General features: G+C 74.4%; 4 protein-coding genes and 1 pseudogene. 4 read left to right on the top strand and 1 reads right to left on the bottom strand.

The window, feature by feature from the left end:
* The first annotated feature begins 6 nt into the window (after positions 1–6).
* A complete protein-coding gene (locus ACZ58N_RS15440; protein WP_281209197.1) occupies positions 7–216 on the top strand; it encodes an MbtH family protein in 210 nt (69 codons plus the stop codon).
* 292 nt (positions 217–508) lie between these two features.
* On the opposite strand, the pseudogene ACZ58N_RS15435 reads toward ACZ58N_RS15440, so the two are convergent.
* Positions 509–700: pseudogene (locus ACZ58N_RS15435) on the bottom strand (hypothetical protein); the annotation flags it as partial.
* Between the two features lie 296 nt (positions 701–996).
* Here ACZ58N_RS15435 and ACZ58N_RS15430 point away from each other — a divergent pair.
* From ACZ58N_RS15430 to ACZ58N_RS15420, 3 genes are all read left to right on the top strand, one after another.
* Entirely contained in the window at positions 997–1,245 is a 249-nt protein-coding gene (locus ACZ58N_RS15430) for a phosphopantetheine-binding protein (RefSeq protein WP_471159300.1), read from the top strand.
* A gap of 32 nt (positions 1,246–1,277) precedes the next feature.
* Complete coding sequence (entS, locus tag ACZ58N_RS15425; RefSeq protein WP_471159298.1) at positions 1,278–2,609, top strand: enterobactin transporter EntS; 1,332 nt, start codon at positions 1,278–1,280, stop codon at positions 2,607–2,609.
* 186 nt (positions 2,610–2,795) lie between these two features.
* A complete protein-coding gene (locus ACZ58N_RS15420) occupies positions 2,796–17,102 on the top strand; it encodes an amino acid adenylation domain-containing protein (protein WP_471159296.1) in 14,307 nt (4,768 codons plus the stop codon).
* The last annotated feature ends 19 nt before the right edge of the window (positions 17,103–17,121 follow it).

The raw sequence follows: 17,121 nt of genomic DNA, 5'->3' as shown, positions 1-17,121 counted from the left end.
ACGACCATGGCCACGACCAACCCCTTCGAGGACGACGACGCCCGCTACTTCGTGCTCGTCAACGCCGAGAACCAGCATTCGCTCTGGCCCGCCTTCGCCGAGGTTCCGGCGGGCTGGACGGTCGCGCACGGCGAGGACACCCGGCAGGGCTGCGCGCGGTACACGGACGAGAACTGGACGGACATGCGCCCCGCGAGCCTGATCGCGCAGGGCTGATGACCCCGTCGGGGCGTCGCCCTGCCGGCACGGGCCGGGGCCCGGGAGGACTTCCCGGGCCCCGGCCCTCGGGCGCGGGTCGCAGGCTCGGCCTCAACACCCGCGACCCTCGCGCGGGGTCGAGCCGCGCGGCCCGGCCGGGCGGCGCCCCGGCGGTCGCCACGGACCGGAACCCGTACCGGAGGAAGAGCCGGGCGGATCCGGTGGTGGCGAGGAAGAGCCGGGCGGATCCGGTGGTGGCGGTGAACAACGCACGCCCACCCTCGGTGCGGGCCCGCTCGCAGGCGGCGAACAGCAACGCGGCCCCGCCGCCCCGGCCCTGGTGGGCGACGGCGACGCAGAAGTCGTGGAGGACGGCCGTGACGGGCTCCGGCCCCCCGGAGTGCCACGCACCCCCGGACGGAGCCCTCGACGTCGCCGTCCACCAGCAGGAGACGGCCCGCGTGGTCCCGGTAGTGCTCCGGCGGCCGGGCCCTGAGCGCACCGGATCGGACGAAGGGCGCGGACAGCGCGTGCAACGCGGGCGCGTCCCCGCTCCGGACGGCGCCCACCTGCGGCGACGTGGGGGCCCGGCCCGGACGGCCGGGCCGGTCCACCGTTACGGAGATCGTAAACCTTAGGTTAGCCTTACCTAAGTCGCCACATCAATTGTTCTGCATCGCAGTGCACATGGCGTCGGCACCGCCGTCCCGCGCCGCGCCCCGCCGCCGGCCGACCACCGGCGCAGCCACTCCCACCGGCCGACGAACGACCCGACCGGCCACCGAACAGGAGAACCCCATGCACCCGACCCCCGCCCCCGAGGCCTTCGCCCTCGAACGGCTCGTCCGCGACGTCGCCGACGTGCTGTACGCCGAGCCCGCCGAGGTCCTGGTGGACGAAAGCCTCCTCGACCAGGGTCTCGACTCCATCCGGCTGATGACCCTCGTCGAGCGCTGGCGCGCCGAGGGCGCCCAGATCAGCTTCGTCGACCTCGCCGAGCGCCCGACGCTCCGAGCCTGGGCCGAAATCCTCTCCCCCGCCGCCTGAACCGGCCCGCCCTCCCACCCCCGGAGCCACCTGTGCCCCTGCGTGACCTCGTCATCGACATCGAACCACTGCGCACCAGCCCCGACTTCCGGGCGATCTTCATCGCCCGCGTGGTCTCGCTGTTCGGCCTGGGCATGGCGACGGTCGCGCTGTCCGCCCAGGTGTACGGACTGACCCGGTCGACCTTCGACGTCGCCGTCGTCAGCATGATCATGAGCATCACCGTGCTGCTCGGATCACTGTGGGGCGGCGTCATGGCCGACCGCAACGACCGTCGGACGCTCATCGTCCGCGCCCGCGGCGCCGCGGCCCTCGCCTTCGCCGGACTCGCCGTCAACGCGATGCTCGACGACCCGTCCCAGTGGGCGATCTACCTGTGCGTCGCCTGGGACGGCCTCGCCACCGGGGTCAGCTTCACCGCCCTCATGGCCGTGGCCCCCACCCTGGTCCGGCCGGACCAACTCCCCGCCGCCGGCGCGCTGATCTCCCTCACCGGGGAGATCGGCTCCATCACGGCGCCGTTCCTCGGCGGTGTACTGCTCGCGCTGACCGGCCCCGCGCCCGTCTTCGCGTTCGCCGCCGTGACCACCGCCCTCACCGCCTTCCTCATCTCCCGGATCCGCCCGCTGCCGCCCGTCGCCGAGGACCCCGACGCGGACGACGAGGACGCCGACTCCGGCTCCCTGCTCGTCGCGTTCCGGCACGCCTGGCACAACCGCGTGGTCGGCGGCCTGGTGCTCCTCGGCGGTGTCACCGCCCTGTTCAACGTGCCCGTGGTCCTGTTCCCCGAGATGGTGGACCGTCAGTTCGGCGGCGGTGAGGTCATGCTGGGCCTGCTGTACTCCGCGCCGGCGGTCGGCGCCGTCGCGGTCTCGGCGACCAGCGGATGGCTCACCCGCACCGCGCGCCCCGGACGCCTGCTGCTGCTCGCCGCGTTCGTCGGCGGTCTGGCCACCATCGGCTTCGCCCTCAGCGGCAACGTCTACCTGGCCTGCGCGGCGCTCGCCGTCGGCGGCGCCTGCGGCACCGTGTACGAGATCCTCGAATACGCCCTGGTCCAGCACAGCACCCCGGACCGACTGCGCGGACGCATCGTCAGCGTGATCACCACCCAGGGCACCACCGGGGACATCATCGGCGACGTCGAGGTCGCGGCGGTCGCACGCTGGTTCAGCCCGGCCGGCGCGGCCCTGTTGAACGGCGCCGTCTGCGCTGTGGCGGCCGTCGCCGTCGCCATCGCGGTACCCGGACTGCGACGCGCCACCCTTCCCCGCGAGGAGGAAGAGGCGGCGGAGCCGGTCGGGGAAGGCCCGCTCGGCGAGGCGGCCGACACCGCGAAGTTCGGACCCACCAAAACGGTCTGAGTTCCCGCCACTTCCACGATCGCCCGTTCGTCCGTCGTTCCCCTCCCTCCTCCCCCGGCCCCTCTCCCCCGGCCCGGGGAGGGGGACCGCGCGCCGCCCCCGCCCGCGTCCCCGTCATGGGCCGTCGACCGCCACGGTCCGCCCTTCGCCTCTCCCCGCAGCTGCCTGAATCTGGAGCACGATCCCATGAGCGACCGCCCTTCCCAGCGTCTCCCCCTCACCGGGGCACAGGCCGGTGTGTGGTACGGCCAGCGACTCGACCCCGCGTCCCCCGTCTACAACGTGGGCCAGTACGTCGAGATCGACGGTCCGCTCGACCCCGGCGTGTTCGTCACGGCGCTGCGGCGGACGGTCTCCGAGTGCGAGGCGCTGACCGCGCGCTTCTCCGAGGACGAGGCCGGCGAGCCGTACCAGGAGACCTGGTCCGGACCGGCCTCCGGTCCGCTGGTGGCGGTGCTCGACCACACCGGCGAGCAGGACCCGGTGGGCGCCGCGGTCGAGGCGATGCGCCGCGACATGGCGCGACCGCTCGACCTCACCGCCGACACCCTGTCCCTGTTCACCCTCCACCGGGTCGGCCCCGAGCGGGTCCTGTGGTACCAGCGGGCCCACCACATCACCCTCGACGCGTTCGCGTTCTCCCTGCTCTCCCGGCGCACCGCCGAGGTGTACTCGGCCCTGCGGAACGGCGAGGAGCCGGCGGCCCGTTCGTTCGGCACCCTCGCCGCGGTCGTGGAGGCCGAAGGGGAGTACCGGACCTCCGAGGCCTTCGCGGCGGACCGCGCCTACTGGCTGGAGCGCCTCGCCGACTGCCCCGAGCCGGAGCCGCTGAGCGGCACGGCCGTGGCCGCCGCGCACGGATTCCTCCGCGACGGAGCCACCCTCAGCCCCGCCGAGACCACCGGGCTGCTCGCCATCGCCCGCGACGCGAAGGCCAGTTGGGCCGACGTCGTGACGGCGGCCTTCGCCGCGTTCGTGCACCGCTCCACCGGCAGCCGTGACGTCCTGTTGTCCGTACCGGCGATGGCCCGGCTCGGGTCGGCCGCGCTGAAGGTCCCGGCGATGGTCGTGAACGTACTGCCCCTGCGGGTGCCCGTGCGCCCCGCGACCCCCATCGGCGAGCTGGTCCGCGAGGTCGCCGCCGCCACCGCCGGCCTGCGCCGCCACCAGCGCTACCGCGCCGAGGACATCCGCCGCGACCTCGGACTGTCCGGGCGGGCCCAGGGCCTCCTCGGGCCGATGGTCAACATCAAGGCCTTCGACACCGCCCTGGACTTCGCGGGCTCCCCCGGCACGGTCCACAACATCGCCGCCGGTCCGGTGGACGACGTCACCCTCGGGGTCTACCACGACAGCGCGCAGGGCCGGATCCGGTTCGAGTTCGACGGCAACCCCGACGCCTACGACACGACCTCGCTGGGCGCCCGCTGCGCCGAGTTCGCGCACTTCCTGCGCGAACTGGCCGCGGCCGGGCCGCAGGCCCCGGTGGGTCGGCCGGACCTGCTGGCGCCCGCCGCCCTGGAGGCCGCCGTACGCGCGGACGACGACACCGACCGCGAGCTGCCCGCCGGTACCCTCGTCGACCTGTTCGAGGAGGCGGCGCGGCTGCACCCCGGGGTGACGGCGGTGATCGCCGGACGGAAGTCGCTCGACTACGCGGCCCTGGCCGACCGCTCGGACCGGCTCGCCCGGGTCCTCGCCGGACACGGCGTGGGCCCGGAGGCCGTCGTCGGCATCGCGCTCGCACGGGGCGAGGACCTGGTCGTGGCGCTGCTCGGGGTGCTCAAGGCGGGCGGGGCCTACCTCCCGTTGGACCTGGACTACCCGGCCGAGCGGCTCTCGTTCATGGTCGAGGACGCCCGGCCGGTGTGCGTGCTGACGACGCTGGCGCAGGCCCCGCTCGTCCCGCAGGTCGCCGGGGTGCCCGTCGTGGTCCTGGACTCCCCCGACACCCTGTCCGCGCTGGCAGACCCGGGCGACGCGGACGGCTCGGACGGCCCCGCGGGCGCCGGCAACGGGGCCACCGCCGATGAAACGATCCTGCGGTCGGTCCGCCCCGCGCCCCACCACCCGGCGTACGTCATCTACACCTCGGGCTCCACCGGCCGCCCCAAGGGGGTCGTGATCCCCCACTCGGCGCTCGCCAACTTCCTGCGCATGCAGTCCGAGGAGCTCGCGCTCGCTCCCGGGGACCGGCTCGTCGCGGTGACGACCGTCTCCTTCGACATCCACGTGCTGGAGATCCACACCCCGCTGCTGTGCGGCGCCACCGTGGTCCTCGCCGACCGCGACACCGTACGCGACCCCGCGGCCCTGGCGGCCCTCGTCGACGAGCACCGCCCGGCCGTCATGCAGGCCACGCCCTCGCTGTGGCACGCCCTGCTGGAGGACGGCCGACCGACCTCGCTGGCCGGGACCCGGGTCCTCGTCGGCGGCGAGGCCCTCCCCGCCGTCCTCGCCGAGCGGCTGGCCCGGACCGCGGCTTCGGTGACCAACGTGTACGGCCCGACCGAGGCGACCGTGTGGGCCACCTCCGGCGTCCTCGCGCCCGACCACACGGGCGTCCCCGACATCGGCACCCCGTTCTGGAACACCCGCGCCCGCGTCCTGGACGGCGCGCTGCGTCCGGTGGCCGCCGGCCGACCCGGCGAGCTGTACCTGGGCGGCGGCCAGTTGGCCCGCGGCTACCTGGGCCGCCCCGCCCTGACGTCGGAGCGGTTCGTCGCCGACCCCTTCGGCGGGCCCGGCGAGCGCATGTACCGGACCGGGGACCTGGTCCGGCGCCGGGCCGACGGCCGGATCGAGTTCCTGGGCCGGGCCGACGACCAGATCAAGCTGCGCGGCTTCCGCATCGAACTCGGCGAGGTCGAAGCCGTGCTGGCGGCCTGTGAGGGCGTCGGTCGGGCCGTCTGCCTGGTCCGCGAGGACCTGCCCGGCTTCCCCGCGCTGGTCGGCTACGTCACCCCCGCCGCCGACGCGGGGGCTGAGCCGGCGCCCGGCGCGTTGCGCGAGGCGGCAGCGGGGGCGCTGCCCGAGTACATGGTGCCCTCGGCCGTCGTGGTCCTCGACGCGTTCCCGTTGACCGCGAACGGCAAGGTCGACCGGCGGTCCCTGCCCGCCCCCGACCTGGCGGGTCTGGTCTCCGCCGGGGGGCGCAGTCCGCGCGGTGCCCGCGAGGAGATCCTCGCCGGAATCTTCGCCGACGTCCTCGGCCTGCCCTCCGTCGGTCCCGACGACGACTTCTTCGTCCTGGGCGGGCACTCCCTGCCCGCGGCCCGGGTGATCGCCCGGACCCGGGCCGCCCTCGGCACCGACTGCGGCATCAGGGACGTGTTCGAGGCCCGGACCGTGGCCGCGCTGGCCGGCCTGCTGGCCGAGCGTGCCGCGGTGTCGCGGACCGCGCCGTCGGCCGGGGTCCGCCCCGACCCGCTGCCGCTGTCGTACGCCCAGCAGCGACTGTGGTTCCTGCACCAGGTGGAGGGTCCGAGCGCCACCTACAACATCCCGTTCGCCGTCCGGTTCGACGGCCGGCTCGACGCGGTCGCGCTGGACGCGGCGCTGGCCGACACCGTCGCCCGCCACGAGGCCCTGCGCACGGTCTTCGGGGAGCGCGACGGCGTCCCGTTCCAGCGGGTGCTGGACGCGGGCGCGGCCGGTGTCCGGCTGTTCGTCGAGGAGGTCGAGGGCGCGACCGCCCTCGACGAGGCCATCACCCGGGCCCTCGGGCACCTGTTCGACATCGCGGAGCAGGCCCCGCTGCGGGTGACACTGGTGCGCGACACCCGGGCGGGGACGGACGCCCTCGTCGTGCTGCTGCACCACATCGCGAGCGACGAGTGGTCGATGGGGCCGTTCCTGCGCGATCTGGAACAGGCCTACGCCGCCCGCCTGGCCGGCGCCGAGCCCGCGTTCGCGCCGCTGCCGGTGCAGTACGCCGACTACGCGCTGTGGCAGCGGGAGCTGCTGGGCGCCGCGGACCGGCCGGGCACCCTCGCGGCGGGCCAGGCCGCGTTCTGGCGCTCGGAGCTGGCGGGCCTGCCCGCGGAGGCCGGCGGCCTGCCCGCGGACCGTCCCCGCGCGGCGACGGCGCAGCACGCCGGAGCGCTGGCGTTCCGCTCGCTGCCGCGCGATCTCGCCCTCGCCGTGCGGACGTTGGCACGGGAGAGCGGTACCAGCGTGTTCATGGTGGTGCACGCCGCGGTCGCCGCGACGCTGCACCGGCTCGGCGCGGGCGAGGACCTCGTCCTCGGCAGCCCGGTCGCGGGGCGCGCCGACAGCGCCCTCGACGACCTGGTGGGCTTCTTCGTCAACACGGTGGTGCTGCGCACCGACCTGTCCGGCGACCCGACGTTCGGCGAGCTCCTGGAGCGGGTCCGGGCGGCCGACCTGACGGCGCTGGACCACGCCGACCTGCCGTTCGACCAGGTGGTGGAGGCGGTCAACCCCGAGCGGTCCCTGTCACGGCACCCGCTCTTCCAGACGATGGTCTCGCACAGCACGGTCTCCGAGGACGTACGGACCCTGTTCGGGGAGTCCGCCCGCGCCGACCGGGTCGATCCCGGCGTCACCAAGTTCGACCTGGACGTCACCTTCGCGGACTCCGCGCACGGTGAGGACCTGGAACTGGAGGTCTTCTACTCCACCGCCCTGTTCGACCGGGAGACGGTGGAGACCTTCGCGGACCGGCTGCTGCGCGCCCTCGCCGAGGCGGTCGCGGCCCCCGCGGGGCGGGTGTCCCAGTGGGAGCTGCGCGACGCCGCGGAGCGGGAGCGGCTGGCCCGGTGGAACGACACGGCCCGCCCCGTACCGGCGCAGAGCGTCACGGAGGTGTTCGCCGAGCGGGCGGCCGCCGCGCCGGACGCCCTCGCGGTGGTGGCCGGCGAGGAGCGGCTGACCTTCGCCGAACTCGTCGATCGAGCAGGCCGGTTGGCCGCCGTCCTGACCTCCGAGGGGGTCGGCCCGGACACGGTCGTGGGACTCGCGGTGCCCCGGTCCGCCGACGCCGTCGTCGCCGTCCTGGCCGTCCTCAAGGCGGGCGGGGCGTACCTGCCGCTGGACCTGGACCACCCGGCCGAGCGGCTGGCCCACATGCTGCGGGACGCGTCCCCGGTGTGCGTGGTGACGACCCGCGCCGTCGCGGCGCGGGTGCCCGGTGTGCCAGCCGTCGTCCTGGACGATCCGGCGACCGCGGAACGCCTGGCCGCCGCCGTGCCCGGCCCGGACGCCGTGACGGGGCCCGAGCAGGCCGCATACGTCATCTACACCTCGGGATCCACCGGTCTGCCCAAGGGGGTACTGCTCCGGCACGCCGGCCTGACCAGGCTCTTCCGTGACCACGAGCGCGAGCTGTACCTGCCGGTCGCCCGTCGATCGGGCCGACGGGTGCGCGCCCTGCACACGGCCTCCTTCTCCTTCGACTCCTCCTGGGAGCAGCTGCTGTGGCTGGTGGCCGGCCACGAACTGCACGTGCTCGACGAGTTCGAGCGCCGGGACGCCGAGGCGGTCGTGGCGTACGTCCGCGCCGAGCGGATCGACACCCTCGACGTCACGCCGTCGTACGCCCGGCAGCTCCTGGACGCGGGGCTGTTGGCCGGCGACTGGCGGCCGCCGCTGTTCCTGCTGGGCGGGGAGGCCGTGCCCGCCGCGCTGTGGGAGGAGTTGGCCGCGTTCACCGACGTGGAGGTCGTCAACTACTACGGTCCGACCGAGTTCACCGTGGACGCCCTGGTGGCCAGGGTCGGCGACTGCCCGACCCCGGTCGTGGGCCGGCCGCTGGACAACACCCGGGCGCACGTCCTGGACGGCCGCCTGCGGCCGGTGCCGACGGGGGTGACGGGTGAGCTGTACCTGGCGGGCGAACAGATCGCGCGCGGCTATCTGGGCCGGTTCGCGCTCACCTCGGAGCGGTTCGTCGCCGACCCGTTCGGGGCGCCCGGCAGCCGCATGTACCGCACGGGTGACCTCGTGCGCCGCCGTACGGACGGGCTGATCGAGTTCCTCGGTCGGGCCGACGACCAGGTCAAGATCCGCGGGTTCCGGGTGGAGCCCGGCGAGGTGGAGGCGGCCCTGACCGCGTTGGACGGCGTGTCGGCCGCGGCGGTCGTGGTCCGCGAGGACGTCCCCGGCATCCCCCGGCTGGTCGGATACGTGACCGGCGCCGGCCCCGAGGACGTGGAGAGGCTCCGCGCGGAACTGGCCGCGCAGCTCCCGGAACATATGGTTCCGGCGGCGTTGGTGGCGTTGGAGGCCCTGCCGACCAACGTCAACGGCAAGCTGGACCGCGCCCTGCTGCCGGCCCCGACCCTCGGTGCGACGACGTCCTCGCGCCCGCCGCGGGGCGCGGCCGAGGAGCGGATCGCCGAGGTCTTCGCCCAGTCGCTGTCGCTGCTGTCGGTGGGCGCCGACGACGACTTCTTCCGGCTCGGCGGGCACTCGCTGCTGGCCACCCGGGTGGCGGCGCGGATCCGCGCCACGGGCACGGAGTGCTCGGTCCGCGACGTGTTCGAGGCCCGGACCGTCGCACGTCTGGCCGTCCGGCTCGCCGACCGCGGCGGGGCCGGGCGCCCCGTCCCGATGGGCGGCGTGCGTCCCGAGCGGCTGCCCCTGTCGTACGCGCAGGCCCGCCTGTGGTTCCTGCACCGCCTGGACGGTCCCTCCGCGACCTACAACATCCCGCTCGCGCTGCGGCTGCGCGGCGCCCTGGACCCGGCCGTGCTGGCCTCGGCCCTGCGGGACGTGGTGGCCCGGCACGAGGCGCTGCGCACCGTGTACGCGGAGGACGCGCAGGGTCCGTACCAGCGGATCCTGCCCGTCGGGGACGCCGAGGTGCCCTTCGTCGTGGAACGGGTGCCCGCCTCCGGGCATGCGGCACGCATCGACCGGGAGACGGGCCGACCCTTCGACCTCACGACCGAACTCCCGCTGCGGGCGACCCTGCTGGAAGCAGGCCCGCAGGAGTGGACGCTGCTCCTGCTGATGCACCACATCGCCGGGGACGAGTGGTCCACGGGCCCGCTGTTGGCGGATCTCGCCGAGGCGTACGCGGCCCGGTCGGCCGGCGCGGAACCGCGGTTCGCGGTCCTGCCGGTGCAGTACGCGGACTACGCGCTGTGGCAGCGCGAACTGCTGGGCGACGCCGCCCGGGAAGGGTCCCTGGCGCAGCGTCAGGCGGCCTACTGGAGCACGGCCCTGGACGGACTCCCCCAGGAGCTGCCCCTGCTCACGGACCGGCCCCGCCCGGCGGAGCCCACGCACGCGGGGCGGACGGTCACCGCCGAACTGCCCGCCGAGCTGGTCTCCGGTCTGGACGCCCTCGCCACGGCGACGGGCACGACGGCCTTCACCGTGGTGTCGGCGGCGGTCGCGGCCCTGCTGCACCGCCTGGGCGCAGGTGACGACATCCCGCTCGGCAGCCCCGTCGCGGGTCGCGGCGAGGAGTCCCTCGACCCGCTGGTCGGGTTCTTCGTCAACACGGTGGTGCTGCGCGCCGACCTGTCGGGGGCGCCGACGTTCCGCGAGCTGCTGCTGCGTACGGCCTCGGCCGCGACCGCGGCCCTGGAACACGCCGACCTCCCCTTCGAGGCGGTCGTGGAGGCGGTCAACCCGGAGCGGTCGCTGTCGCGGCACCCGCTGTTCCAGACCCTCGTGGCGTACGAGGGAGCGGGACGCGGCCCGGTCGGCCTGTTCGAGGGGCTGACGGCCGAGGAGGTCCCGGTCCCGGCCGGCGCCGCCAAGTTCGACCTGGAGATCCTCTTCCGGCGTGCCGCGACCGGGATCGCGGGGATGACCTGCGGAGTCCGGTACGCGACCGACCTGTTCGACGCGGAGACCGTCGAGGCGATGACCGCGCGTCTGGTGCGCTTGCTCGATGCCGCGGTGGCCGCCCCGGACCGTCCGGTGGCGGAGCTGGAGGTGCTGTCGGCGCAGGAGCGCGAGCTGGTCCTGCACCGCTGGAACGACACCACCGTCCCCGTGACCGGCCCGGCCACCCTCGCCGACCTCGTTTCCCAGGGCGCCCCCGGGGCTACCGGCCCCGCCCTCGTCTTCGAGGGGGTCGAGCTGTCACGACCCGCCTTCGAGGAGCGCGTCAACCGGCTCGCCCGACTGCTGATCGGCCGGGGTGTCGGGCCGGAGAGCGTGGTCGCGGTGGCCCTGCCCCGTTCGTTCGAACTGCTCGTGGCCCTGCACGCGGTCATCCGCGCGGGCGGCGCCTACCTGCCGCTGGACCTCGGCCTGCCGGCCGAGCGCCTTTCGTACATGACGCGCACGGCGGCCCCGACGCTGATTCTTACCGACACCTTGTCGGCAACCTTCCTTCCGTCGGACCCGGCCGTCGAGCGGCTGCTGATGGATTCACGGGAAGCCGCGGAGCTCCTCGTGGCACAGCGCACCGGTCCGTTGTCGGACGCGGACCGGACCGCCCCGCTCCTGCCCCGCCACCCCGCCTACGTCATCTTCACCTCCGGCTCCACCGGCCGCCCCAAGGGCGTCATGGTCGAACACGAAGCCATCGTCAACCGCATCCAGTGGATGCAGCACACCTACCGACTCACCACCCCCGACCGCGTACTCCAGAAGACCCCCGCCGGATTCGACGTATCCGTCTGGGAATTCTTCTGGCCCCTCACCCAAGGCACCCCCCTCGTCATCGCCCGCCCCGACGGCCACAAGGACCCCGACTACCTCGCCGACCTCATCCGCGAACAACACGTCACCGTCCTCCACTTCGTCCCCTCCATGCTCGCCGCCTTCCTCGGCCAATCCGACCTCAGCCACTGCCCCACCCTCCGCCTCATCACCTGCTCCGGCGAAGCGCTCCCCACCGAACTCGTCAACCGCTTCCACACCCCCACCACCCACATCCAACTCGCCAACCTCTACGGCCCCACCGAAGCCGCCGTCGACGTCACCGCCACCACCTGCACCCCCCACACCAACACCCACAGCACTGCCCCCATCGGCATCCCCGTCTGGAACACCCACACCTACGTCCTCGACCACAACCTCAACCCCGTACCCCCCGGCACCCCCGGCGAGCTCTACCTCGCCGGCACCCAACTCGCCCGCGGCTACCTCACCCGACCCGACCTCACCGCCGAACGCTTCACCGCCAACCCCTACGGCCCCCCCGGCACCCGCATGTACCGCACCGGCGACCTCGCCCAATGGCTCCCCGACGGCCGACTCCACTACCTCGGCCGCACCGACGACCAGGTCAAACTCCGCGGCTTCCGCATCGAACTCGGTGAAATAGCCACGGTCCTGACGTCCTCCGCTTCCGTCGCCCAGGCGGCCGTCCTGGTGCGCGAGGACAACCCCGGGATGCAGCAGTTGGTGGCCTACGTCGTCGCGGCGCCCGGCACCGACTTCGACGCGGACGCCCTGCGCGCCCTGGCCGCCGACCGGCTGCCCGAATACATGGTCCCGGCCGCCTTCGTCGCGCTTCCCGCGCTGCCCCTCTCCCCCAACGGCAAGCTCGACCGACGGGCCCTGCCCGCGCCGGAACTCGTCGCCGTGTCCGCCTCGCGCGCCCCCCGGGACGTGCGGGAGGAGGTCCTGACGGGGATCCTGGCCTCCGTACTGGGCCGGCCGACCGTGGGCGTGCGGGACGACTTCTTCGCCCTGGGCGGTCACTCGCTACTGGCGGCCCGCGCCGCGGGACGGATCCGTGAGGTGCTCGGCGTCGAGTGCGGGATCCGCGACGTGTTCGAACTGCGGACCGTCGAGGCGCTGGCCGCTCGGCTCGCGCCGGCCGACGCCGGCAGCCGGCCCCGACCGGGCGCGGGCGTCAGGCCCGAGCGGCCCCCGCTGTCCTTCGCCCAGCACCGGCTGTGGGTGGTGGACAGTGTCCGCGGCCCGGCCACCACGTACAACGTGCCGGCGGCGGTGCGCCTGCGGGGTCCGGTGGACTTCGCGGCGCTCCGAGCGGCGGTCGGGGACCTGGTGGCCCGGCACGAGGTGCTGCGTACGGTGATCGCCGAGCACGACGGCCAGCCGTACCAGCGCGTGCTGCCCGCCGGCGTGGACGTTCCGGTGGAGCTCCGCGACGTGCCCGTCGACCGGCTGGCCGACGAGGCCGTCCGGGCCGGCGGACACCTCTTCGACCTGGCGTCGGAGATCCCCGTCCGGGTGACGTTGCTGCGGGCCGCACCGGACGATCACGTCCTGCTCCTGCTCGTGCACCACATCGCCACCGACGAGTCCTCGACGGCCCTGCTGCTCGCGGACCTGGACGCGGCCTACACGGCGCGGCGGGCGGGTACGGCCCCGGAGCGGACCGAACTTCCCCTGCAGTACGTGGACTTCGCCCAGTGGCAGCGGGAGGTGCTGGGCGACGCCGCGGACCCGCTGTCGACGGCCGCCCGGCAGACGGAGTTCTGGCGCGGCGCCCTCGCCGGGGTCCCGGCGGAGGTGGCACTGCCCACCGACCGGTCCCGGCCGGCGGAGCCCTCGTACGAGGGTGGCGTGGTGGACTTCTCGGTGTCCGCCGCGACGGCGGACGGCCTGCTGCGGATCGCCCGCGAGGGCGGCGCGACCCCGTTCATGGTGGCCCACGCCGCGGTCGCCGCCCTGCTGCACCGGCTGGGCGCCGGCGACGACATCCCGCTCGGCAGCCCGGTCTCCGGGCGCGACGGCGCGGAGTGGGAGGGCCTGGCCGGCTTCTTCCTGAACACGCTGGTGCTGCGGGCGGACCTCTCCGGCTCGCCGACGTTCGGCGAGTTGGTGGCACGGGTCCGGGACACCGGACTGGCCGCCTTCGCCCACGCCGACCTGCCGTGGGAGGCGGTCGTCGAGGCGGTGGACCACGAACGGTCCCGTTCCCGGAACCCGCTGTTCCAGACGATGGTGACCTACCACTCGGTGAACCCCGTGCTGCCGGAGCTGTTCGGGATGCCGGCGGCCGAGCTGACGGTGGAGACCGGCGGAGCCAAGTTCGACCTGGAGATCGCCTTCGGCACGGCCCACGAGGGTGCGGGCATCGAGGGCGGCATCCGCTACGCGTCCGACCTGTTCGACGAGGGGACCGTACGCACCCTCGCGGACCGGCTCGTGCGGTTGCTCGATGCCGCGGTGGCCGCCCCGGACCGTCCGGTGGCGGAGCTTGAGGTGCTGTCGGCGCAGGAGCGCGAGCTGGTCCTGCACCGCTGGAACGACACCACCGTCCCCGTGACCGGCCCGGCCACCCTCGCCGACCTCGTTTCCCAGGGCGCCCCCGGGGCTACCGGCCCCGCCCTCGTCTTCGAGGGGGTCGAGCTGTCACGACCCGCCTTCGAGGAGCGCGTCAACCGGCTCGCCCGACTGCTCATCGACCGGGGTGTCGGCCCCGAGACGGTGGTCGCGGTGGCCCTGCCCCGGTCCCTCTCCCTGCTCGTGGCCCTGCACGCGGTCATCCGCGCGGGCGGCGCCTATCTGCCGCTGGACCTGTCCCTGCCGAACGAGCGCCTCGCGTACATGACGGACACCGCGGCGCCGGTGTGCGTGGTGACGGACCTCGTCTCACTGGGTCTCGTACCGCTGCCCATGGGCATGGAAGTGATCGTCGTGGACGCGCCGGAGATCGGGGTCGAACTGGAGCGGCTGTCCCGCGATCCGGTGTCGGACGCGGACCGGGCCGCCCCGCTGCTCCCTCGCCACCCCGCCTACGTCATCTTCACCTCCGGCTCCACCGGCCGCCCCAAGGGCGTCATGGTCGAACACGAAGCCATCGTCAACCGCATCCAGTGGATGCAGCACACCTACCGACTCACCACCCACGACCGCGTACTCCAGAAGACCCCCGCCGGATTCGACGTATCCGTCTGGGAATTCTTCTGGCCCCTCACCCAAGGCACCCCCCTCGTCATCGCCCGCCCCGACGGACACAAGGACCCCGAATACCTCGCCGACCTCATCCGCCAACAACACGTCACCGTCATCCACTTCGTCCCCTCCATGCTCGCCGCCTTCCTCGGCCAATCCGACCTCACCGACTGCCCCACCCTCCGCCTCGTGACCTGCTCGGGCGAAGCGCTGCCCGCCGAACTCGTCACCCGCTTCCACACCCCACCCACCCCCGTCCAACTCGCCAACCTCTACGGCCCCACCGAAGCCGCCGTCGACGTCACCGCCACCACCTGCACCCCGGAAACCCTCGTGCCGGGCCGGACCGGAGCCCCCATCGGCAGCCCCGTCCGGAACACCCGGACCTACGTCCTCGACGCCCGTCTCCGACCCGTACCAGCCGGTACGCCCGGGGAGCTGTACCTGGCCGGAATCCAGCTGGCCCGGGGCTACCTGGCCCGGCCCGGCCTCACGGCGGAACGCTTCACCGCCGACCCCCACGGCGCACCCGGCGCGCGCATGTACCGCACCGGCGACCTCGCCCAGTGGCTGCCCGACGGCCGCCTCCAGTACCTCGGCCGCACCGACGACCAGGTCAAACTCCGCGGCTTCCGCATCGAACTCGGCGAGATCGAGGCCGTGCTCGCCTCGGCGCCGGGGGTGGAGCAGACGGCGGTACTGGTGCGCGAGGACCTGCCCGGGGTGCAGCGTCTGGTGGCGTACGCGGTCCCCGCGCCCGGGACGGACCTCGACCCGCAGACTCTGCGCGTCCTGGCCGCCGCGCGCCTGCCCGAGTACATGGTCCCGGCGGTCTTCGTCGCGCTGGAGCGGCTCCCGCTCTCGCCGAACGGCAAGCTCGACCGGCGGGCCCTGCCCGCACCGGCCGCCCCGCCGCGCCCCGCGCCGGAGGCCTCGCCGCGCTCCGGTCCGGCCGGGGACCCGGCGCAGGTGCTGGCCACCCTGATGGCGGAGGTCCTCGGACTGCCGATGATCACCACCGAGGAGAACTTCTTCGAGCTCGGCGGGGACAGCATCATCTCGATCCGGCTGGTGGGCCTGGCCCGCAGAGCCGGGCTGACGGTCTCGGCCCGCCAGGTGTTCCAGCACCCGACGCCGGCCGGTCTCGCGGCCGTCGCGACCTCGCGGGCCGACGCCCCGGCCGCTCCGGCGCGGGCCTCCGACGGCGGCCCCGGGCCGCTGCCGCTGCCGCCGGTCGCGCAGTGGCTCGCCGCGCGCGGCGGTCCGTTCGCCTCGTTCGGGCAGGCCCGACTGGTGCTGCTGCCCGCCGGGGCGGAACACGCGCACCTGGCGACCGCGTTGCAGTCCGTGCTGGACCACCACGACGGGTTGCGGCAGCTCCTGACCGTGCCCCGAGCGGGGGTGTGGAGCGCCGAGGTCCGGCCCGTGGGCGCGGTGGCGGCCTCGGCCGTCATGGAACGCGTCGACGTGTCCGCCGCCGGGGACGACGAGCTGCGCGAGCTGGTGGCCGGGCAGTCCGCCCGCCTGTCGGACCTCCTCGACCCGGTGGCCGGGACGATGCTCCGGGCCGTGCACCTCGACCGGGGGCCCGACGCCGCCGGGCGGCTGCTGATCGCCGCGCACCACCTGGCCGTGGACGAGGTGTCCTGGCAGATCCTGCTGCCCGACCTCCGGTCGGCGTACGAGCAGGCCCTCGCGGGAGGGACACCGGTACTGGAACCCGTCGGGACGTCGCTGCGGACGTGGACCACCCACCTGCTGGCCGAGGCACAGCACCCCCGCCGGACCGCCGAACTCGACCGCTGGCTGGCGGCCGCTCCGAGCGGGCCGCTGCTCGCCGGGCGTCCGTTGGATCCGGCCCGGGACACGGCGGCCACCGCCCGGGCGCTGACGGTGCGCCTGTCGGCCGAGCGGACGGCGCCGCTGCTCCAGGCCGTGCCGTCGGCCTTCCACGGGACGGTCGGCGACACCCTGCTGACGGCCTTGTCGCTGGCCGTCGGCGCCTGGGCGGCCCGGAACGGGCGGTCCGGGGGGCGCGGATTCACCGTCGACCTGGAGGGCCACGGCCGGGAGCAGGAGTTGCTGCCGGGCGCCGACCTCACCCGTACGGTCGGCTGGCTGACCAGCATCCATTCGGTCCGGCTGGCAGCGGCCTCGTACGATCCGGCCGCCGTGCTGGACGGGCGGGAGGACGCCGGGGCCGCCCTGAAGGAGGTCAAGGAACTCCTGCGGGAGGTTCCCGACGGGGGCATCGGCGCCGGGCTGCTGCGGTACGGGAACCCGGCGACCGCCGCGCTGTTCGCCGGTACGGGCAACGCCGAGATCCTCTGGAACTACCTCGGCCGGCAGACCGGCGCGGACGCCTCCGCGTGGGGTCCGGCCGCGGAGGCGGAGGCCCTGTCGGGCCGTCCGCACCCGGAGCTGCCGCTGTCGCACGCGCTGGAGATCAACGTGGAGATCGTCGACGGGACGGACGGACCGGAGCTCGTCGCCGTGTTCGTCAGGGCCGGTGAGGCCCTGCCCGAAGAGACCGTCGCGCAGATCGCCGGCCACTGGTCGGCCGCCCTCGACAGCCTCGCCGCCTGGGCATCCGGCGGCACCACCGCGGGGCACACCCCCTCGGACCTCGACCTGGTCGAACTCGACCAGGACCAGATCGACATGCTCGAAGAAATGTGGAGGGCCCAGCAGTGACGCAGGCTCGTATCGAGGA

The sequence above is a fragment of the Streptomyces sp. NPDC040432 genome (genome assembly GCF_055595445.1).
This window is presented reverse-complemented; position numbering and strand designations above follow the sequence as displayed.

Excerpts from the sequence above, each read along its gene's own strand:
- ACZ58N_RS15420 (WP_471159296.1), top strand. The coding sequence starts at position 2,796 with ATGAGCGACCGCCCTTCCCAGCGTCTCCCCCTCACCGGGGCACAGGCC.
- ACZ58N_RS15430 (WP_471159300.1), top strand. The coding sequence starts at position 997 with ATGCACCCGACCCCCGCCCCCGAGGCCTTCGCCCTCGAACGGCTCGTC.
- ACZ58N_RS15440 (WP_281209197.1), top strand. The coding sequence starts at position 7 with ATGGCCACGACCAACCCCTTCGAGGACGACGACGCCCGCTACTTCGTG.